This window comes from Umezawaea beigongshangensis (genome assembly GCF_016464305.1).
Lineage (GTDB): Bacteria > Actinomycetota > Actinomycetes > Mycobacteriales > Pseudonocardiaceae > Umezawaea_A > Umezawaea_A beigongshangensis.
This window is the reverse complement of sequence record NZ_JAEIOJ010000002.1, coordinates 308,313-328,178: the sequence shown is the minus strand read 5'-3', so window position 1 is coordinate 328,178 and position 19,866 is coordinate 308,313. Positions and strand designations below refer to the sequence as shown.

Genomic DNA, 19,866 nt, shown 5'->3' with positions numbered 1-19,866 from the left:
CACCGGGGCGGTACCGGACGACCACCCGACGACACGACGACCCTGCCAGTCCCCGCGCCGACCGGCAACCGGTGCCGGGATGACCTACAGTCGGCAGCAGGTCCCGCAGCGCGGCCTCTCCTGGAGTCGACGCGCGCCTCGGACGGTGGATCGTGCAACAGCTCAGCGTTCGTGTCAGTGACACCGGTGGGATCGTCCTGGTGCGGGTAGCGGGTGAGGTCGACCGGTCCACCGAGCCCGAACTGGGCCTCCGTCTGAGCGAACTGCCCGCCCGTCACGTGGCGATCGACCTCTCCGAGCTGGAGTTCCTGTCCTGCGGCGGAGTCGCGATCCTGCTGGAGTGCCACCACCGCACCACCGCGCGCGGCCACGAGCTCGTGCTGGTGTCACCGGGATGGCTGGTGACGAGGGTGCTCGCGCTGACCGGAGCCCTCGACCACCTCACGCTCGCGCCCTCCTCCCCGGCCGCGACCCGCGCGCTGCGCGGTTGCGGCTGATCACCCGCGAACGGGCCCGGGCGGACGTCGTCGTCCCCGATCGTCGAGTTCCGGCTCCGCGGGGTGGCGCGGTGGCTCTAGGGTCGACCGCATGATCCCACTCGCCGACCGGGCGACCGCACTGCTCGACCTGCACACCGCGCCCGAACTGCTGACGCTGGTCAACGTCTGGGACGTGGCGAGTGCGAAGGCCGTCGCCGCGCTTCCCGGCACGAGGGCGATCGCGACCGCCAGCCACTCCGTCGCGGCCTCCCTCGGGTACCCCGACGGCGAGCAGGTCCCGCTGGACCTCGCGATCGAGACCGTCGGCCGGATCGCCGCCGCGGTCGACCTGCCGGTCACCGCCGACCTGGAGGCCGGGTACGGCGATCCGGGCGAGACGGTCCGCCGGGCCATCGGGGTCGGCGTCGTCGGCGGGAACGTCGAGGACCGCGTGGCGCCGCTGCGCGAGGCCGTCGCCGCCGTCGAGGCCGTCGTGAGGGCGGGCGAGGCCGAGGGGGTGCCGTTCGTGCTCAACGCGCGCACCGACGCGTTCCTGCTGGCCGGTGACCGCGACCCGGCCGCCGTGCTGGCCGACGCGATCGAGCGCGGCCGGGCCTTCCTGGACGCGGGGGCCCCGGTGGTGTTCGTGCCGGGGCGGCTCGACGAACCGACGGTGGAGGCGCTGGTGGAGGCGTTCGGGCCGCGCAAGCTGACCGTCATCGGCGTGCCGGGCAGCCCGCCCCTGGAGACGCTGGAGCGGCTCGGGGTGGCCAGGGTGTCCTACGGGCCGTTCAGCCAGCGCGTCGCGCTCACCGCGCTGACCGACTTCGCCACCGACGTCGCCGCGGGACGCGGCGCGGTCCCGGCGTCCACCAGGTCCTTCGACTAGGTCGTGCTTCAGAGGTCTCGTTCTGCGGTGGCGCACCTGCATCACCACGACGACGACGGCGACCAGCGCCCTGGACCGGCCGAGACCGAGGAGCCCGGTGATCCGGGAGGCGAGGTGACCGAGCAGCACCAGGAGGAACAGCACCCGTGCGGTGGGACCGCGCGTCCTCAGCCGAGGTCGGCGAGCTTGCGCTCCAGCACGGTCCGCTCGCGCTCGTTGCCGCACAGCCGTGCGGCGCGCTCCAGCTCGGCGCGTCCCTCGCCGACGCGTCCGAGGCGCACCAGCAGCTCCCCGCGAACGGCCGGCAGCAGGTGCGTGTTCGACAGCGCGCCGGTGGCCACCAGCTCGTCCACGATCGGCAGCGCCGCGGCCGGTCCTGCGGCCATCGAGACCGCCACCGCGCGGTTGAGGTCGACCACCGGTGACGGCGCGAGCCCGCCGAGCGCCTCGTAGAGGAGCACGACGCGCTCCCAGTCCGTGGCGTCGACCGACGGCGCGACGGCGTGGCACTCGGCGATGGCCGCCTGCAAGCCGTAGGCGCCCAGCCCCCGGCCGATCCGCTCCGCCCCGGCCAGGGCGGCCCGGCCCCGCTGGATCGCGGCGCGGTCCCACCGGCGGCGGTCCTGGTGCTCCAGCAGCACCGGTTCGCCGTCCGGCCCGGTGCGGGCGGGGAAGCGCGCCGCGGTCAGTTCCAGCAGCGCCAGCAGGCCGAGGACCTCGGGCTCGTTCGGCACCAGCCGGGTGAGCACCCTGGCGAGGCGCTGCGCCTCGCTCGCGAGGTCGAGCCGGATCAGCTCGCCACCGGAACTCGCCGACGACCCCTCCGTGAAGATCAGGTAGACGACGCTGAGCACCGGACCGAGCCTCGCCGCCCTGTCCTCGACCGGTGGCACCGCGAACGGCACCCCGGCGGCACCGAGCGTCTTCTTCGCCCTGGTGATCCGGGCCTGCACGGTCGCGGTGGGGACGAGGAACGCCCTGGCGATCTCGTCGCTCGTCAGACCGCCGACCACCCGCAGGGTGAGCGCCACCCCCGCCTCCCGCGACAGCACCGGGTGGCACGCGGTGAACATCAGCGCGAGCACGTCGTCGTCGATCTGGTCCGGGTCCCACAGCACGTCGCCGGTGTCCCGCGCCGGATCGGCGGGCGCGCTCCCCGAGGCGACGCCGCCCTCGCCCAGGTCGCGGGCGAGGACGGCGTACCTCTCGTCGAGGGCGGAGCGCCGGCGGAACGCGTCGATCGCGCGCCGCCGGCCGACGGTGAGCAACCACCCCGCGGGTGAGCGGGGCACGCCGGTGCGGGGCCAGGTCACGAGCGCCTCGGCCAGCGCCTCCTGGGCGAGGTCCTCGGCCAGCGCGAAGTCGCCGGTGTACCGCGCGAGCGCGCCGACGACCCGCGCGGACTCGATCCGCCAGACGGCCGCGACGGCCTCACGACCGGTGGTGTCCGCCATCGCGCGTCTCCCCGCTCAGAGCTGGCCGGTGGCCTCGCGCCACGCCCGCTCCCTCTTGATCCACTCGTTGTCCTGGGGGAACTCGTCGATCGAGCTGACCCTGCGGATCTCGGTCTTGAAGCCGGGTCCGGAGGCGGGCAGCCGCTTGGCCCACTCGACGGCCTCCTCCCTCGACGTCACGTTGAGGATGTAGAAGCCCCCGAACAGCTCCTTGGTCTCGCCGTACGGACCGTCGGTGACGACGGGCGGCTCGGTGGAGTGGTCGACGACCACCCCGTCCGCGGCCTCGTCGAGCCCCTCGGCGGCGACCAGCACACCGGCCCGGATCAGCTCGTCGTTGAACCGGCCCATGGTCTCGATCATCTCGGTCATGTCGACGTCGCCCATCGCCGCGTAGGCCTCGTCGGTGGCGCGCATGATCAGCATGTACTTCACGGTGTCGTCTCCCCGCTCGTCCCGGCCCCTCGTCGGGCCTCTCGTCCACAGGTCGAACGGGAGCGTCGCGGATCGACACGTCCCCCGATCTGGTTCGAAGAGGTTTTCGGCAGCCACGATCCCACGGGCCGGGGGGCTCAGGACCAGGACGTCCGACTCGTCGCGCACCGCAGCGGCCGACACCGACGGCAGCACCCCCCCCGGCAGACCGTCACCGGGGTTCAGCGCGTCGTCCGGCCGCGCACCGCCCCCGGCGGGGCCCTCCCCGGTGGGGGCGGGTTCCAGCAGGCTGTACCTCCGGTCGGCAGCGCGCGGGATCGAACCCGCGGCCCCGTGCCGACATGCTGGACGAGTCCGCAGATCAGCTCGAACAGCAGGGGCTCTCATGATCGTTCAGCAGGGGGAACAGGTCCGGGGCACCGCATCCCGGCGTCGTGGGCGGGTGGTGGCGGCGGTGGTCGCGATGACCGCGCTGGGCGGGCTGGCGGCCGTTCCGGCGGCCGGGGCCGCGCCGGGGGCGGAGCGGGGGAACGCCGTGCAGCGCAGCCTGGAGGTGCTGGTGCGCGAGGACGGGTTCACCGGCGCGCTCGCCGCCGTGCGGGGCCGCGACGGCCGCAAGCGCAACCACACCGCCGGTGTCGGCGACCGGGAGACCGGCGCGCGGGTGCCCGCCGACGGACGCGTCCGGATCGGCAGCAACACCAAGACGTTCACGTCGACCGTCGTGCTGCAACTCGTCGGAGAGGGCAAGATCTCGCTCGACGAGCCGGTCGAGACGTACCTGCCGAACGTGGTCAGGGGCAGGGGCGGCGACGGCCGCACCATCACCGTCCGCCAGCTGCTCCAGCACACCAGCGGCCTGCCCGACTACGTCCTGGCCGCGGTCGGCGGCGACTTCGTGAAGAACTACCCGTCGGTCCAGCACACCCACTTCGAGCCGCGCGACCTGCTCGACCTGGCGCTGCGGCAGGAGCCGGTGACCGGCTGGCGCTACAGCAACACCAACTACGTCGTGGCCGGTCTGCTCGTGCAGCGGGTCACCGGCCGGCCGATCGGCGAGGAGATCACCGAGCGGATCGTCGACCGCCTCGGGCTCCGCGACACGTACTGGCCGCAGCTCGGCGAGCAGGTCGTCCGCGGCCCGCACCCGAAGGGCTACTTCACCTCGGCGTCCGGCGAGCTGCTGGACGTCACCGAGCAGGACATGTCCCTGGCGTGGGCCGCCGGAGCGCTGGTGAGCACCCCGAGCGACGTCAACCGCTTCTTCAGCGCCCTCGTCGGCGGCGAGCTGCTGCGGCCGCAGGAGCTGAAGGAGATGCAGACCACCGTCGACGCTCCCGGCTTCGACCTGGTGGGCGGAGCCCGCTACGGCCTGGGCCTCGCCACGTTCGCGCTCAGCTGCGGCGGCTTCGCCTGGTCGCACGGCGGCAACACCCCCGGTTACACCGTCGTCAACGCGGCCACCGGCGACGGCCGCGCCGCGAGCGTCGTGGTCACCGCGCTGCCCGCCACCGAGCAGGCCGTGCGGCACCTGGAGTCGGCGCTGGACACCGCGCTCTGCTCCTGACCCGGAACCGTCCACGGCCCCCGTCACGACACGTGGCGGGGGCCGGGTGCGCGGCCTGCGCCGGGAGGAGCTGGCGGCGCTCGCCGGGGTCAGCACCTCGCACCACACCCGGCTGGAGCAGGACCGGTCGCCCGACGCCTCCCCGGAGGTCCTCGACGCGCACACCCGCGAGCTGTACGCCGACTGGCCCGCCAAGGCGCGCGCCGTCGTCGGAAACCCGCACCGCACCGCCGCGCAGCACCCCGCCGACACCGCGCTCAGCGCCCTGATCGGCGAGCTGAGCGCCCGCAGCCGCGAGTTCGCCGCGGTGTGGGCCGACCACCGCGTGCGCACCTGCACGACGACCGCCCACGAGATGCGTCACCCGATCGCCGAGCAGCGCACGTGCAGCAGTTGCAGGCGGGGAAGGTGACCGTCGTGCGTGGTGCTGGTGACGGTCGCCCACCGGCTCGACGTGCTCGCGGCGCCGGGTCCGCGACCGCACCGGTGACCCCGGCTGGCCGCGCGAGGACGGCGGAGGACGCACGACCACGCGCATCGGCCACGTCCGGGAGCTCGTCGCGCGATCCGGGTGACGGTCACGTGCCAACCCTGGTCGAGTGACCACCACTCGAAGGTGTGGAGTGGGCCTGACGGCGGAGGGTCAGCGGCCGTCCGGGGTAGCCGGAGCGAGTCGGAGCGTCGTCCGCACGTCGTCGAGGAGATGGTTCCCGTGCGTCTCGTTCACAGCCTGGCCGTGCCCGCCGCCGCAGCGCTGCTGCTCACCGCCCCCGCGGCGTCCTCCGCCGCGGACAGCGGTGCCCCGCGCGCGCCCGAGGACGTCACCCAGACGTGCAACCAGACCGAGCCCCTCGACGATCCGGGCGTGGTGGCGCTGCTGAACCTGCTCGGGGTGGAGGGCGTCGAGCCGGACTCGCTGGTCGGCATCGCCTGTCTGAGGGGCGAGCACCCCGACGACGGCGTCGTCGTGTGCGGTCCCTTCGACCACGGCGGCCTCGTCTCGCTCCCGGTCCGCGAGGGAGCCTGCGAGGACGAGCAGCCGTGAGCTCGCGCGCCCGTGCGGGTCCCGCCCCTCGGGGCCCGCGCGGGCGCGCGTCACGACGGAGCGGGGCGTCGCCCGCCACCACGCCGCCGCTGGCGGACGGCGTGCACCGGAGAGCTGCTCGACGAGGGGAAGGTGCTGTTCGGACCGTCCTGACAGGACGGAGCGGTCAGGCGCGCAGGAGGGTGGTGAGACGGTCCCACACGGCCGCCGGGCTCGCCACCGCGTTCAGCCGCTCCGCCGCGGTGCGCGCCGCGGCGCGGTGGCGCTCGTCGCCGAGCACCAGGCCGACGCCGGTGCCCAGTTCCCGCACGTCCTCGCGCACGACCGCCGCGCCGAAGGACGCCACCCGTTCCGCGATGAGCGGTTGATCGGCCAGGACCGGCAGGATCACCAGGGGAACGCCGCGCGTCAGGGCCGCGAGGACGGTGCCGGCCCCGCCCGCGGCGACCACCACCGAGGTGGTCGCGAGCAGCTGGGCGAGGGGCACGAACCGGGTGGGGTGCACGCGGTCGCGAGGCACGTCGAGAGTCGCCGGATCGACGCCGGGGCCGACCGTGACCAGCACGTTGACGTCGTGCCGCAGGATCTCCGCCAGCGCCGTCGCCAGCAGGGCGGGATCGTCGACGACGGTGCCGAGCGTGAGCAGGACCGTGGGCAGGTGCTCGCGTCCGGGGAAGCTCGGGGTGAGGGCCCGGCCGGTGCCGTCGTGGTGGGCCTCCGGCCGGATCGCGACGGCGTCCGCCGGTGCCTCGTACCAGTCGGGCTGGAGCCACGAGGGCCAGACGTCCACCAGGGCGGTCCGCGGCACGTCCGGCAGGCCGGACTCGCGCAGGCGCCGCTGGACGGCTTCGGCGAAGAGGTCCTCCAGCTGCGGCGGCAGCGCGGTGCTGATGCCCACCGCGACCCGCGGCACGCCCAGGGCGGCGGCGACCAGCGTGGCGACGAAGTCGGAGCTCTCGGCGACGATCAGGTCGGGGCGGTGTTCCCGCGCCACGGCCAGCGCGCTGTCCAGGGTCAGGTCGATCCTGGTGCCGGTGAACATGCCCACGATCGGCGCGAGGTCGGTGAGGTCCGCCGGGCCCCTGCCCTCGTGGCGCCGGGCGTTCTCGGCGATCAGCTCCGGGAGGGACGGTCCGGCCGGGACGAAGGGCAGGTCTCCGACGGTGCTCGCGAGCGCGTCGTGCGTCGACACCACGACGTCGGCGCCGGCGTCGCGCGCCGCGCGTGCGAGGGGCAGGACAGGCAGCAGGTGACCGAACGCCGGCACGGCGCTGAACAGGACTCGCACTCGTCCTCCTGGACGTGGGAACCGGTGCGGGCGCGACGGTGACGGCATTGCGCCGAGACGACTCGCGACCGACACTCGGGGAAGGTGGACGGGCCGGCGACCGGTGGTCGCGCCCTGCCCGACACGACGACCGTAGCACAAAACTGAGGACTGGTTCACTTTGCCGAAGGTCACACCCGAGTACCTGGACGCCCGTCGCCGGGAGATCCTCGTCGCGGCGCGGACGTTGTTCGCCCAGAAGGGTTTCGCCCGCACGTCGATGGCCGACGTCGTCGCCGCGACGGGCCTGTCCACGGGGTCGGTGTACCGCTACTTCCCCAGCAAGGGCGATCTCGTCCTCGCGGTCTGCGAGGACGGACAGGACGAGGAGTTCGGCGCGGACACGCCCGTCGCCGCCGTCGACCGGTTGCTGGGCAACGTCCACCCCGGCCGGGAGGACGGGCGGGCGCACGCCCGGCTGGTGTCCCAGATCTGGGCCGACGCCGCGCTCGACGAACGGCTCGCCCCGGTCGTCGCCGGGCGGCACGCCGGACTGCGGGACCTCCTGGCCGGACTGATCGCGCAGGAGTCGCCCGGCGACGACCCGTCGGCTCGCGACCGTGCGGAGGTGGTGCTGGCCGCGCTCGTCGGGTACGCGGCCCTCGTCGGCGTCGACGCGCCCGTGGACCACGACGGGTTCGCGCGGGCGCTGGTGGCGGCGTTGCGCGGATGAGGCGGTGTCAGCGGGCGGAGACCGCCGCGCGCAGCACGTGCGCGGCCCGGCGCACCGCGCGCCGCGCGTGCGGGTCCACCGCCAGGAAGCTCGCGAACCCGTGCAGCAGCTCGCCGTGCCGCACGTGCGTCACCGGGACCCCGGCCCCGCGCAGCAGTTCGGCGTAGGCCTCGCCCTCGTCGCGCAACGGGTCGAACGCCGCCGTCACCACGTGCGTCGGCGGCAGGCCGTCCAGGGCGGTCTCCCGCAGCACCGACACCCTGGGATCGTCGTAGAGCGCCTCGTCCGAAACGTACTGGACGCGGTACCAGTCCAGGACTTCCTGGTCGATGAAGTACCCGCGGCGGAACAGCCCGCGCGAGCGGTGCGTGCCCGCGGCCTCCGTCGCGGGGTACAGCAGGAGCGAGAACGCCGGCAGCGCTCGCCCGGTCCGGGCACCGGCGTGGGCGACGACCGCCGCGAGGGTCGCCCCGGCGCTGTCGCCGCCCACCGCCACCGCGTCCGGGGTGGTGCCGAAGTCCGCCGCGTTGTCCACCACGTGCCGGAACGCGGCCTCCGCGTCGTCCGCCGCCGCCGGGTAGGGGTGCTCCGGCGCGAGCCGGTAGTCCACCGAGATCACCCGCACGCCCGCCTCCTCGGCGAGGTAGCGGCACACCCCGTCGACGCTGTCCACGCTGCCCACGACGAAGCCGCCGCCGTGGAAGAACACCAGCGCCGGGCCGCGCTCCGGTGCGTCCTGCGGTTCGTAGCACCGCGCCCGCAGCGGTCCCGCCGCCCCGCTCACGGTCGTGTCGCGCGTGCGCACCGACCGGCCGACGCCCGCCGACAGCGCCGTGGCCACCACGTCGTAGTCCCGGCGTGCCACCGCCGGATCGGGCGTCCGGTCCGGTTTCCGGCGCGGGACGAGGGCCTCGGCGCGCAGCAGCGCCTGGGCCGTGGCGCCCAGTTCGTGCCCCTCCACGGCCATCGGCGCACCGGTGACGGCGCGCAGCAGCGGATCGGGGAGACGGAGCAGGCCGGTCGCGGCACGTGCGGCGGTGCGCAGCAGGAGTTCCTGCACGGCGGCGGACACGGCGATCTCCTGGAGGATCGGGGGAGGGGGAGCGGGCGGCGACGCCCGGAGCCATGCCTACCAGCGCCGCGCCCGATCGCGCGGCCACACGCGCCGGTGCTGGCGCGAGCGCGCGAGATCGTCCCCCACGTCTGCCTCTTCGGGCACGTCCCCGCGCCGATCCCCTCGGCCGGCGCGGGGCGCGGCGTGCTCAGGCGGTCGTGCAGGCCGACCCGTTGAGGGTGAACGACGTCGGCTTCGCGGTGTCGCCGGTGTGCGTCGCCTGCAGGCCGATCTCGACCGACTCGTTCGGCGCGATCCGCCCGTTGTGACCGACGTCGGTCGCGGTGACCGCTCCGCTGGACGGCGAGTAGGTCGCGTTCCAGCCCGAGGCGATCGTCTGCCCGCCCGGCAGCGTGAACCCGAGCGACCACCCGTCGACCGGTGCCGAGCCGGTGTTCGCGATGGTGATGGCGGAGGTGTGCCCGGTGTTCCAGGCCGTGGTCCTCCAGGTCACGCGGCACGGACCACCCGGTGCTGGCGTGGTGGGCTGCTGGCCGCCGGTGAGGCCGAAGAACTCCACCGCGAGCGCGGCCATGCCGTTCGACAGCAGGTCGTGGCCGACGCCCTGGAGCTCGTACGCCTCGACCGCGACGCGGCCGGAGGAGTCGCCGTAGCGCGTGCGCACCCAGTTCGACCGGGGACGGTCGGTGGACACCGGCGTCCGGGAGACCCCGAGGACGTTCGTCCACTGGTCGATCTCCTCGCCGAGGTTCGGGTACCGCAGCGTGCTGTCCCCGGTGCCGTGCCACAGCTGCATCCGCGGGCGCGGGCCGCTGTAGCCGGGGTACGCGGCCCGCACGAGGTCGCCCCACTCCGCCGGTGACCTGAGGACGGTGCCGTTGGCGCACGCGCTGTTCCAGCCGGACCCGTCGGTGGTGGCGAAGCAGCCGAACGGCACGCCGGAGAACGCCGCGCCCGCCTTGAACACGTCCGGGTAAGCGCCCAGCAGCACGTTGGTCGTCATCGCGCCGGAGGAGACGCCGGTGACGTAGACGCGGTCCGGGTCGCCCCCGTGGCGCTGCTGGACGTGGCGCACCATCGAGACGATGCCCACCGGATCGCTGCCGCCGTCGTGCCGCAGCGCGGCGGCGGAGGACACGTCGAAGCAGTTGCCGCTGCGGGTGGCGGACGGGTAGATCACCACGAAGCCGTACCGGTCGGCGAGGGAGGCGAACTCGCTGCCGGAGTAGAAGGCGGGGCCGGAGCCCGTGCAGTAGTGCACCGCGACGACGATCGCGGGCTTCGCGGGGGCCGACGCGGGGACGTACAGGTGCATCCGCAGGTTCGACGGGTTCGCGCCGAAGTTCGTGACCTCGGTGAGGGAGGCGGCCGAGGCGGGTGGCGCGGCGACGGCGACCAGGAGCGCGGCGAGCAGGGACACCACGCTCGCGACGATCTTCACCGCTGTTCTCATCGTTGACTCCTCCGCTGTGCGACTGGGTGAGCACGCCGACCGGAGGGCAGCGGCGGCCATCGGCGATGCCGCTCGATTGTGACTCCGCAAGCACGAGCGAACAACACTGTTTCGGATAATGCTCCGATAGATGCAGTGCCAAAAACCCCTGCTGAGACGGCACGTGGCAGCGTCACGCGGGCGGGTCGACGCCCCGTGAACTCAGAGGTGGTGTCCAGCCGTCGAACCTTTCGGCGCCGACGCTCGGCTCGCGTCAGACCAGGAAGCGGTAGGCCGTCGTGCCGGGGGCCACGTGCTGGATCTTCAGCGGGCTCGCCTTCATCCGCGCCCACAGCGGTTCGTAGTCCTCGCGGCGGCCGATCTCCACGCCGCACAGCGCGGCCCCGGTCTCCCGGTTGTCGCGCTTGACGTACTCGAACAGGACGATGTCGTCGTCCGGGCCGAGCACGTCGTCGAGGAACCGGCGCAGCGCGCCCGGCTCCTGCGGGAACTCCACCAGGAAGTAGTGCTTCAGACCTCGGTGCACCAGCGACCGCTCCACGACCTCGGCGTAGCGGCTCACGTCGTTGTTGCCACCGGAGAGCAGGCACACCACGGTCGACCCCGGCTCCACCGCCACGTCGTGCGCGAGGGCGGCCGAGGCCAGCGCGCCGGCGGGCTCGGCGATGATGCCGTCGACCTGGTAGAGGTCCAGCATCTCGGTGCAGACCTGCCCCTCCGCCACGGTCGTCAGCTCGGCTCCGCTGTCGCGGACCATCGGGAAGCTCGCGTCACCGGCCCGGCGCACCGCGGCGCCGTCCACGAAGGTGTCCACCTCGTCCAGCACGACCGGAGCGCCCGCGTGCAGCGCGGCCGTCGTGCTCGCCGCCCCGGCCGGTTCCACGCCGACGAGACGCGTGCCGGGGTGCTGCTGGGCGAACCAGGTGCCGACACCGGCGAGCAGGCCACCGCCGCCGACGGGGACCACGAGCACGTCGGGGCGGGTGCCCAGCTGCGCCAGCACCTCCAGCCCCACGGTGCCCTGCCCGGCGATGGTGCGCGGGTCGTCGAACGCGGGCACGACCGTCGCCCCGGTGCGCGCCGCGTGCTCGGCGGCCAGCGCCGCCGCGTCGTCGTAGGTGTCGCCGTCGACCACGAGCTCCACGAACTCCCCGCCGAGGGCGGCGATGCGCTCGCGCTTCTGCCGCGGTGTCGTGCTCGGCACGTGCACCCGGCCGCGCACGCCCAGCGCGCGGCACGCGTGTGCGACGCCCTGACCGTGGTTGCCCGCGCTGGCGCACACGGCGCCCGCCGCGCGCTCCGCGCCGCCGAGCTGGGAGATCAGGTTGTAGGCGCCGCGCAGCTTGTAGGAGCGGCCGATCTGGAGGTCCTCGCGCTTGAGCCACACCCTGGCGCCGGTGGCGTCGGACAACCGCTGGTTGAACTGGAGCGGGGTGGTCAGGGCGACGCCCTCCAGCCGCTTCGCGGCGGCGGCGACGTCATCGGCGAACGACATGCCGCCATCATCCTCCGAGCCCCGCGACCCCGGCGGACGGGGCACGTGACGAGACACCGGTCAGGCGGCGTGCGCCACGCCGACCACCAGCCGGATCGTGAACCCCTCCGGTTCGCGGTGCAGGGTCACGTCGCTGCACAGCTGGTGCGCCATCCACAGGCCGATGCCGCCGCTGGCGGGGTCCGTCGGCGGCAGCAGCCCGGCGAACGGGTCGGTCGGACCGCTCCCGAGGTCCGACACGGTCACCACGGCCCGCTGCTCACCGCTCCACAGCCGCAGGCGCAGCGGCGGACGGCCGTGGCACAGGGCGTTGGTGACGGCTTCGCTGGTCACCACCACGAGGTGGTCGATCTCGGCGGCGTCCACCGCGCTGCCGCGGGTGGCGTCGAGCACGGCACGCCGGGCCTCCGCCGGTGTCGGATCGATCAGGTCGATCGCCGGAGGCGTGCGCTGGAGCGGGTCGCCGAACACGGGGGAGCGGGCGCCGAGGAAGCGGGCGGGTTCCTCGAAGTCGGGGTTCTCGGCGTGCTCGCCCCCGGCCGTGGTCAGCACCGGGTGGGTGCGGGCGACGTCGGCCAGCACCCGCGGCGGCGCGGTCCGGGTGTCGTAGGGGCACAGGCCCCACAGCGGGAAGTCCTCGAAGGCGTGGTTGGTGGCGGCCTCGTAGCGCGCCCACCACTCCCACGGCAGACCCAGTCCGGGGTGGGGGACGTCGCCCACGATCCTGATCTGCGTCGCCCCACCGGCCAGGTGGCCCGCCACCGCCTCGCGGTACCGCCTGATGGCGCTGGCCGGACGCGAGTAGTGCACGTCCCCGTCGAGGAACTCCGCGCCGCAGCGCTCGCCGAGCGCGGCTCGCACGAGAGCGGTGTTCTTCGCGCCGAACGCGGTCAGCGTCGGCTCTCCCGCGCGCAGGCCGTCCTCCAGGAACGGCACCACGAGTGCGAGGAACTCGCCGTCGGAGCCGTAGAACGCGGCCTCGTGGAAGTACCCGCGGTGACCGGCGGCACCCGGCGTCACGCCGGCACCTCCACGCGCACGTTGCTCAGGCCGAGGACCTCCAGCAGGCGCGCGGCGCCGACGGCACGGGTGCGCAGCACGGCCGTCGCGCCCCGCCGGGCGGCGTGGTCGGCGAGGATCAGCAGGTTGCGGTGGTCCACGAAGTTCAGGTCGGTTCCGTCGATGAGCAGCTCGCCGTCCGCGACGGCGGGATCGGCCAGGTCCAGCGTCCGCGCGAAGGCGTCGCGGACCGGGCCGTCCAGGTCGCCGGCGAACGCCGTCGTCCCGTCGTCGGAGGCGTGGACGCGGAACGGTGTGAGCCCCTGGTTCGAGTTCGGGTGCATGCAGGCGAGCGCGGTCACCACGTCGTCGCCCAGCTCGACGCGGTCGTAGGCGCACATCGCGGCGAAGGGGTGCCCGGTCATGTAGCGGTCGACGAGGTGCTCGTAGCGCAGGAACGCCTCGCGCTGCGCGGACGTGCGCACCAGCGGTGTCGCCTCCGCGACGACCCGCAGGCCGGTGAAGCCCGCCGCCACCGCGTCCGCGGTCGCCTCCGCGTAGACCCCCACCTGGCCGGGCGGGTCGACCACGGTGCCGAAGGGGTAGGAGTCGTCGATCGAGCTGACGGACGCCGCGCCGCTGTCCAGGGCCCGGTCGAACATCGGGACGCCGCGCAGGTCGTCGACCAGGTCCTCCAGGGGGCCGGAGGCGATCCAGGAGACCCGCTGGCCCAGCTCCAGGCCGTCCGCGAGGAACTCGCGCATGCGCACGCGCATGTCGCCGGGGTCGGTGTAGGCCCAGCACAGGTGGTCGCGAGGCCCGAACCCCCGAGCGCTCGTGGTCGTGCCCGTCAGTCGCACGAGCGCGAGCCTACGCGCTCGGGGTGCGCGGTACGGCCGCTGTGCGGCGGGTGGTCACGCAGCGCGTCAACTCGATTGCGCTGCGCTTCCCCGAGGAGGAGGATTAATCGAGACGTGGGGTGATGCGCCGTTCGAACGGAGTGACGATGAGGGAGTACGACCCGTCGGACGCCACCGGGCTCCTGCCGGCCGAGTCCTGGGAGGCGCCGCAGCGGTGCGGCCCGAACGGTGGCAACTGCGTGGAGGTGAACCTCGCGGTCGACGGCGTGGTCGGACTGCGCGACGGCAAGCTGCCCTCCTCTCCCGTGCTGCTGTTCGACGACGACGAGTGGCGCGCCTTCCTGGAGACGGCGCGGTCGGGTCGCTACGACCGCTGAGGTCTCCGCCGGCGACTTGCCCACCCGGCTACAGTGGGTCACCGGTTGGTTCTCCCGTGCGAAGACCTTGGAGATCTGTTGTCCGACACGGTCACCTCGTTGCGCCGCCAGCTGGGTGAGAGGGTCCGCCGGGCCAGAGCGGCCGCCGGGATGACCCAGCAGGCGCTCGCCGACCACCTGGGCTGCGGCCAGGGCAAGATCAACAAGATCGAGTCCGGCGCGGTGTCGGTGAAGCAGGCCGATCTGGACCTCGTCGTGAAGGTCCTGCGCGTCGCCGACGCGGAGGCCGCCACGATGGCGCGACTCGCCCGTGCCGGGGACCGGCGCGGGGAGTGGGCGGGGCACCGTGCGGCCGTCCCGGCGTGGTTCCGCGAGTTCACCGGACTGGAGCCGACGGCGGCGGAGATCCTGAGCTGGCACGGCGAACGCATTCCCGGCCCGCTCCAGTCCGAGCACTACATGCTCAAGCAGTTCGTCGAGGCCGGCACCACGGACGTGACGCCGCACGTGCGCAACCGGTTGGCGCGCAAGGAGGTCTTCACCCTCCCGCGACCCCCGTGCTACCGCTTCATCCTCGGTGAGGCGGCGTTCCACCGCATGCCGGGCGGTCCCAGCCCCGCCGTCGCCCTGGACCAGGTGCAGCACCTGATCGAACTGGACGCGCAGTTCCCGCGGACCTTCATCCACGTGCTGCCGTTCAGCGCGCGCCTTCCGTTCGTGCCCAACGACTTCACGGTCATGCGCTTCGCGGACATCACCGACAACCTCGTCTACGTCGAGCACGTCGCCGGTGGCGACTACGTGCGGGGCGAGGAGCAGTTCGAGGCGTTCGTCGACGCGTGGGACCAGCTCCGCGGCGCGGTGCTGGAGCGGCGCGAGAGCGTGGAGTTCCTGCGCGAGCTGGCGGAGCGGTTCCGCTCCCAGCTCCGGTTCTGACGGCGACACCGCACACCGACGTGCCGGGCCAGCGGGGTCCGGTGAGGAGAGGACGACCAGCGTGGACGACGCGGAGCAGGACCCGTTCCCCCCGGCGGGGGTCGACCTCGACCACCCGAGCGTGGCCAGGGTCTACGACTTCTACCTGGGGGGGACGGCGAACTGGGCGATCGACCGGGCCTTCGGCGAGAAGGTGCTGTCGGTCTTCCCGCTGCTGCGCCCCATCGCCGTCGCCAACCGGCTGTTCCTGCACCGCGCGGTGCGCCACCTGGTGAAGCTCGGCGTGCGGCAGTTCGTCGACGTCGGTTCCGGCGTGCCCACGATGGGCCACACCCACCAGGTCGCCGACGACCTCGCCCCCGACTCGCGCGTGGTCTACATCGACAACGAACCGGTGGCCGTCGCCCACTCCAAGGTCCTGCTGGAGCAGCACGGCGACCCGGCCAGGCACGCGGCGATCAACGCCGACCTGCGCAACCCCGACCGGCTGTGGCAGGAGGTCGTGCGCACCGGCGTGATCGACCTGGACGAGCCGATCGCGCTGCTGCTGATCGCGGTGCTGCACGTCCAGCAGCCCGACGCCGACGGCGTGGACGTCGGCCCCCGCGCGCTGGCGCGCTACCGGGAGCTGCTGCCGTCCGGCTCCTACCTGGCGCTCTCCCACATCACCGACGAGGGCGTGCCGGACGAGGTCGCGGGCAAGCTCGTGGACCTGAAGCGGATGTACGACACGTCCAGCAGCCCGGTCGTGTGGCGCTCGCACGGCGAGATCGGCGAGCTGTTCGGCGACTTCGAGCTGATCGACCCCGGCGCCACGTGGACGACCCTGTGGCACCCGGAGGAGACCAGTCCGTCGGCCCCCGTCGTCGAGTTCGCCACGCCGAACGAGTCCGTCGTCTGGGCGGGTGTGGGCCGCAAGCCGTAGACCGCGCCGCCGTCGCCCCGGCTACCGGCAGGGGCGGTGGCGGCACGGGGGGTGGGCGCGGAGCGCCTGGAGCAGCAGGGCCGCGAAGCGGCCAGCGCGGAGTCGGGCGGCGACGCGGTGATGCCGTCGTGGGAGCACAGGACGGCGGAGTCGCCCCCGCGCGACCTGCTCGGCGACGACGAGACCCCCGACGAGGTCGCCCGGCCCGTCGAGACGTTCCCCGACTCGCCGCGGGTCTCCGACGCGCTGCGCCGCCTCAGCGCCGCGCACCCGCTGGAGGACCTGCTCGAAGAGGTCGTCGGGGAGGTCCACGACGAGGTCCGGTCTCGTGCTCATCCGCGTCGGCCGCGTCCCCGGTGGAGCCGGTGACGTCGTGGAGCTGGCCGACCGGCCCGTGGAGGTGCTCGCCGTGGCACTACGATCGTGCGACTGCGGCCCGCGCGGACCGGTCCGCCCTCCAGCGCGGGAGAGGCTCGGGTTCGCGGTGACGCGCGGACCCGGAGTCTCCGCCGACCGTGTTCGAGGAGGAGATCGTGGCGGTTGACCGGTGGACCGGTCTCACCGGGTCGGTGGGGGACGGTCGTCCGGTGCTGTCGCACGCGAACGAGGACGAGCGCCGTGAGCGCCTCCTCCCGCGCCGTCCTGCGCCGCGCGCGCTGCGGACGTCCGGCCTGGGCCACCCGTCCGGTGACGGAGAGCTGGACGGCGGCGGATGACCGGGGGCGGGGACCGGCCCGGCGCGCACGACGGCGTCTTCCACCGCGACGACGAGGAGCTGCTGGCGGCGACCGCGCCGTTCCTGCTCGACGGGCTGGAGGCGGGGGAGACCGCCGTCGTGGTCTGCGGGAAGCGGTGCGGGGATCTGCTGGTCGACGCGCTCCCGCGGCACGACCGGCTGCACCTGCTGGCGCCGTCGGACGTCTACGAGCGGCCGGCGGGCGCCGTCGCGAACTACCAGCACGTGATGGAGCGCTACGCGCGTGCCGGGGTGTCGCGGGTGCGGGTCGTCGTGCAGCTGGACCACGGCGGCACACCGGCGGAGTGGATGGAGTGGAGCCGCTTCGACGCGGTGCTGGAGCACGCCCTCGGCCCGTACCCGATGTGGATCGTGTGCACCTACGACCGGCTGCGGGTGCCGGAACCGGTGCTCGTCGCCGCCGCGCTCACCCACCGGCACCTGCGCACCGGCTCGACGCGCACGGCCAACCCCGACCACCTCGACCCGGCCGAGTTCCTGCGCCGCACCGCGTCGGGCGGGCCGGACCCGATCGAGTCCGGCCCGCCCGTGCTGGACGTCGCCGACCTGCGCGACCTGGGAGAGCTGCGCGGCGCGGTGCGGCGCGCGGCGCTGGCGGGGTGCGCCATGCCGGTGCACCAGGTGCAGGAGTTCGTCCTCGCGATCAACGAGGTCGCGACGAACGCCCTGCTGCACGGGAGGTCACCGGTCGGCGTGCGCCTCTGGGCCGCCGCCGGGCGTCTCGTCTGCACCGTCACCGATCGCGGGGCGGGGTTCGACGACCCGTTCGCCGGCTACCTGCCGGGGAACGACGACGGTGCCGTCCACGTCGGCACGGGCCTCTTCGCCGCCAGGCAGGTCTGCGACCGGGTCGACTTCGAGCACGTCGCCGACGGCTTCTCGGTGCGCCTGCTGCTGGGCTGAGGCGCTCGGCGGGCGGGCCGCGGCGCTGAGCCCGCCACCGCAGGGCGCGACGCCCCCGCGCAGCACGCGCAGGCCGACCGCGAGCCACGAGCAGAGCGCCCGTTCGGCCAGCCAGCAGGGCGCGAGGGCGACGCTGGACGCGGGGAACGCGTCCCGGCCGCCGTGCCTCCTGCGCCCCGCCTCGGCCAGCGCGCAGGAGGCCAGGGCGAGACCGGCCGCCGCGCGTGCGAACGCACCGCGCCGGGCGGCCGCGACCAGCACCGGCAGGACGGCCAGTTCGGCGGCCAGGCGGCCGGGACGCGCGGGGCTGTCGCGGTCCTGGTGGACCCGCTGGTCGAGGAACCGCCTCGTCGACGGCGGCAGCCGCGGCACCACGAGGTCGTCGGCGCGCACCACCCGGCCGCCGCGCGCCCGCACGGTGCGGACCAGCTCCGGGATCTCGAACAGCACGTCGCCCCGGTGGCCGCCACCGTCCAGGACGGCGGCGCGGCGCACCGCCACCGTGCCGCGGTGGTCGCCGGAGAGAGCTCGGTCGATCAGCGTGCGCGCGGTGTCCCAGCGCGCGTGCCAGGGCAGGGGAGCGGCGAAGACGTTCCGCGGCAGCACCACGTCCGCGGTGTCGAGCAGGGCGACCACGCGCTCCAGCGTCTCCTCGTCGTACCGCACGTCGTCGTCCGCGAGGACGACCCGTTCGCGGTCGGTCGCCCGCAACCCGGTGAGCACGCCGGTCACCGTGCCGTCGCCCCCGTGCGGCGTCAGGTCGGGGCGCAGGTGGATCACCAGACGCTCCCAGTCGCACGCGTGCCGCTGGAACAGCGGTTCGGGCGACCCGTCCACGACGACCACGTCGCAGCGGGCGGACAGCCCGCGCAGGTAGGCGGTCAGCGGGAGCAGTTCGACGTCGTCGTTCCAGCACAGCGAGAGCACGTAGCCCGGCCGCGGTCGTTCCTCCACGGCGGTCATCCGCCGAAGGTCGAGACGAGGAGGAAGGCGTTGAGCCCGATGATCGCGGCGGCCACGACGCCGGCCAGCCACGTCGTGACCCGCCGGTTGACCAGCGCGCCCATCAGATCGGCCCGGCGGGTGAGCAGGACCAGCGGCACCAGCGCGAAGGGGATGCCGAAGGAGAGCACCACCTGGCTGAGCACCAGGGCCCTGGTCGGGTCGATCCCGAGGGCGAGAACCGCGAGCGCGGGCAGCATCGTGAGCAGTCTCCGCAGCGCCAGCGGTATCCGCACGTTCAGGAACCCGGCCATGATCACCTGACCGGCGTAGGTGCCCACGCTGGCCGAGGCGACTCCCGAGGCGAGCAGGGCCAGCGCGAACGCCAGCGCGGCGCCGGTGCCGATGGCCGCGCCGAGCCCGGCGTGCACGCCCTCCAGGGTGTCGCCGCCCGCCCCGCCGAAGGGGTGGAACACCAGGGCCGCGACGATCAGCATCGACGCGTTGATCAGCCCGGCGACGCCCAGCGAGGAGATCAGGTCGACCCTGGTCCCGCGCAGCGCGGCGGCGGGGTCGAGGGCGCGGCTGTGCCTGCTGCTCAGCGCCGAGTGCAGGTAGATCACGTGCGGCATGACCGTGGCGCCGAGGATGCCGGTCGCGAGCAGCACGCTGTCGGTGCCCGCGAACCGCGGCACGAGGCCGCTCGCCACGTCGGCGGTCGGTCCGGCCCGCAGCACCTGGTAGAGGAAGCCGACCAGGATCACCAGCAGCAGCGTGCCGATGACGGTCTCGAAGCGCCGCCGCCCGGACGGGCTGATGGCCAGGATCACGAACGAGACGACGCCGGTGATGATCGCGGCCGGCAGCACCGGCACCCCGAACAGCAGGTGGAGGGCGACCGCCCCGCCGACGAACTCGGCGAGGTCGGTCGCGACGGCCACCAGTTCGGCCTGCGCCCACAGCACGACGCGCACCGGCGTGCTGGTCTCCTCCCGGCACAGCGTCGCCAGGTCCTTGCCCGTGGCCAGGCCCAGCTTCGCGGACAGGTACTGCACGAACATCGCCACGACGTTCGCCGCCACGATCACCCACAGCAGCAGGAAACCGTAGCGGGAACCGCCGGTCGTGTTCGTCGCGAAGTTGCCCGGATCGACGTAGGCGACGGCGACGACGCAGCCGGGACCGGCGAAGGTGAGCAGGGCACGGGCCCGCGACCGGCTGGTCGCGGGCCCCGTGCGGAGCGCCGTTGAGTGCGCCATGCGAGACGAGTCCCCT

The 19,866-nt window shown here is 74.1% G+C and carries 21 protein-coding genes; 12 read left to right on the top strand and 9 right to left on the bottom strand.

Annotation, left to right across the window (positions count from 1 at the left end):
- Positions 1-152: 152 nt before the first annotated feature.
- Together IMZ35_RS06100 and IMZ35_RS06095 are read left to right on the top strand one after the other, a co-directional pair.
- Positions 153-497 carry an STAS domain-containing protein gene (locus IMZ35_RS06100; protein ID WP_307867798.1) on the top strand — a complete coding sequence of 115 codons (345 nt, stop codon included), beginning with the start codon at positions 153-155 and terminating at the stop codon, positions 495-497.
- A gap of 91 nt (positions 498-588) precedes the next feature.
- Positions 589-1,368 carry an isocitrate lyase/PEP mutase family protein gene (locus IMZ35_RS06095; RefSeq protein WP_199439927.1) on the top strand — a complete coding sequence of 260 codons (780 nt, stop codon included), beginning with the start codon at positions 589-591 and terminating at the stop codon, positions 1,366-1,368.
- Between the two features lie 167 nt (positions 1,369-1,535).
- Here the strand turns inward: IMZ35_RS06095 and IMZ35_RS06090 are convergent, their stop codons facing one another.
- Positions 1,536-2,822: an RNA polymerase sigma factor gene (locus IMZ35_RS06090; protein WP_199439926.1), complete on the bottom strand. Its 1,287-nt coding sequence runs from the start codon at positions 2,820-2,822 to the stop codon at positions 1,536-1,538.
- Between the two features lie 15 nt (positions 2,823-2,837).
- The gene (locus tag IMZ35_RS06085) at positions 2,838-3,257 is read right to left on the bottom strand and encodes a YciI family protein (protein ID WP_199439925.1); all 420 of its coding nucleotides are present in this window, start codon (positions 3,255-3,257) and stop codon (positions 2,838-2,840) included.
- A gap of 385 nt (positions 3,258-3,642) precedes the next feature.
- Here IMZ35_RS06085 and IMZ35_RS06080 point away from each other — a divergent pair, with 385 nt between their 5' ends.
- From IMZ35_RS06080 to IMZ35_RS06070, 3 genes are all read left to right on the top strand, one after another.
- The gene (locus tag IMZ35_RS06080; RefSeq protein ID WP_229370825.1) at positions 3,643-4,824 is read left to right on the top strand and encodes a serine hydrolase domain-containing protein; all 1,182 of its coding nucleotides are present in this window, start codon (positions 3,643-3,645) and stop codon (positions 4,822-4,824) included.
- Positions 4,825-4,870: 46 nt separating this feature from the next.
- Positions 4,871-5,236 (top strand): helix-turn-helix domain-containing protein, encoded by a 366-nt coding sequence (locus IMZ35_RS06075; protein WP_199439924.1) that lies wholly within the window; start codon positions 4,871-4,873, stop codon positions 5,234-5,236.
- Positions 5,237-5,536: 300 nt separating this feature from the next.
- Positions 5,537-5,869, top strand: a complete 333-nt coding sequence (locus IMZ35_RS06070; RefSeq protein ID WP_199439923.1) for a hydrophobin family protein — start codon at positions 5,537-5,539, stop codon at positions 5,867-5,869.
- 166 nt (positions 5,870-6,035) lie between these two features.
- Here the strand turns inward: IMZ35_RS06070 and IMZ35_RS06065 are convergent, their stop codons facing one another.
- Positions 6,036-7,157, bottom strand: coding sequence for a glycosyltransferase (locus IMZ35_RS06065; RefSeq protein ID WP_199439922.1), 1,122 nt, complete (start codon positions 7,155-7,157; stop codon positions 6,036-6,038).
- Positions 7,158-7,317: 160 nt separating this feature from the next.
- On the opposite strand from IMZ35_RS06065, the gene IMZ35_RS06060 reads away from it, so the two are divergent.
- Positions 7,318-7,869, top strand: a complete 552-nt coding sequence (locus tag IMZ35_RS06060; RefSeq protein WP_199439921.1) for a TetR/AcrR family transcriptional regulator — start codon at positions 7,318-7,320, stop codon at positions 7,867-7,869.
- A gap of 7 nt (positions 7,870-7,876) precedes the next feature.
- Here IMZ35_RS06060 and IMZ35_RS06055 read toward each other — a convergent pair whose 3' ends face one another.
- The 5 genes from IMZ35_RS06055 to IMZ35_RS06035 form a co-directional block, all read right to left on the bottom strand.
- Positions 7,877-8,941 carry an alpha/beta hydrolase gene (locus IMZ35_RS06055; protein WP_307867797.1) on the bottom strand — a complete coding sequence of 355 codons (1,065 nt, stop codon included), beginning with the start codon at positions 8,939-8,941 and terminating at the stop codon, positions 7,877-7,879.
- Positions 8,942-9,131: 190 nt separating this feature from the next.
- The gene (locus IMZ35_RS06050) at positions 9,132-10,397 is read right to left on the bottom strand and encodes an extracellular catalytic domain type 1 short-chain-length polyhydroxyalkanoate depolymerase (RefSeq protein WP_199439920.1); all 1,266 of its coding nucleotides are present in this window, start codon (positions 10,395-10,397) and stop codon (positions 9,132-9,134) included.
- 253 nt (positions 10,398-10,650) lie between these two features.
- Entirely contained in the window at positions 10,651-11,892 is a 1,242-nt protein-coding gene (gene ilvA / locus IMZ35_RS06045) for a threonine ammonia-lyase IlvA (protein WP_199439919.1), read from the bottom strand.
- A 60-nt stretch (positions 11,893-11,952) separates the two neighbouring features.
- Entirely contained in the window at positions 11,953-12,912 is a 960-nt protein-coding gene (locus IMZ35_RS06040) for a sensor histidine kinase (RefSeq protein WP_199439918.1), read from the bottom strand.
- The gene (locus IMZ35_RS06035; protein WP_307867796.1) at positions 12,909-13,751 is read right to left on the bottom strand and encodes an MEDS domain-containing protein; all 843 of its coding nucleotides are present in this window, start codon (positions 13,749-13,751) and stop codon (positions 12,909-12,911) included. Before IMZ35_RS06035 ends, IMZ35_RS06040 begins: the two co-directional genes overlap by 4 nt.
- A gap of 146 nt (positions 13,752-13,897) precedes the next feature.
- On the opposite strand from IMZ35_RS06035, the gene IMZ35_RS06030 reads away from it, so the two are divergent.
- From IMZ35_RS06030 to IMZ35_RS06005, 6 genes are all read left to right on the top strand, one after another.
- Entirely contained in the window at positions 13,898-14,128 is a 231-nt protein-coding gene (locus IMZ35_RS06030) for a DUF397 domain-containing protein (RefSeq protein ID WP_199439917.1), read from the top strand.
- A gap of 78 nt (positions 14,129-14,206) precedes the next feature.
- The gene (locus IMZ35_RS06025; protein WP_199439916.1) at positions 14,207-15,064 is read left to right on the top strand and encodes a helix-turn-helix domain-containing protein; all 858 of its coding nucleotides are present in this window, start codon (positions 14,207-14,209) and stop codon (positions 15,062-15,064) included.
- A gap of 61 nt (positions 15,065-15,125) precedes the next feature.
- Positions 15,126-15,989, top strand: coding sequence for an SAM-dependent methyltransferase (locus IMZ35_RS06020; protein ID WP_199439915.1), 864 nt, complete (start codon positions 15,126-15,128; stop codon positions 15,987-15,989).
- 36 nt (positions 15,990-16,025) lie between these two features.
- On the top strand, positions 16,026-16,358 hold the full coding sequence (locus tag IMZ35_RS06015) for a hypothetical protein (RefSeq protein ID WP_199439914.1): 333 nt from the start codon (positions 16,026-16,028) through the stop codon (positions 16,356-16,358).
- Between the two features lie 164 nt (positions 16,359-16,522).
- On the top strand, positions 16,523-16,705 hold the full coding sequence (locus IMZ35_RS06010) for a hypothetical protein (RefSeq protein WP_199439913.1): 183 nt from the start codon (positions 16,523-16,525) through the stop codon (positions 16,703-16,705).
- Entirely contained in the window at positions 16,702-17,649 is a 948-nt protein-coding gene (locus IMZ35_RS06005; protein ID WP_199439912.1) for a sensor histidine kinase, read from the top strand. The genes IMZ35_RS06010 and IMZ35_RS06005 overlap by 4 nt, the downstream gene beginning before the upstream one ends.
- Positions 17,650-18,608: 959 nt before the next feature.
- On the opposite strand, the gene IMZ35_RS06000 is transcribed toward IMZ35_RS06005, so the two are convergent.
- On the bottom strand, positions 18,609-19,850 hold the full coding sequence (locus IMZ35_RS06000) for an Nramp family divalent metal transporter (protein ID WP_199439911.1): 1,242 nt from the start codon (positions 19,848-19,850) through the stop codon (positions 18,609-18,611).
- Between the last annotated feature and the right edge of the window lie 16 nt (positions 19,851-19,866).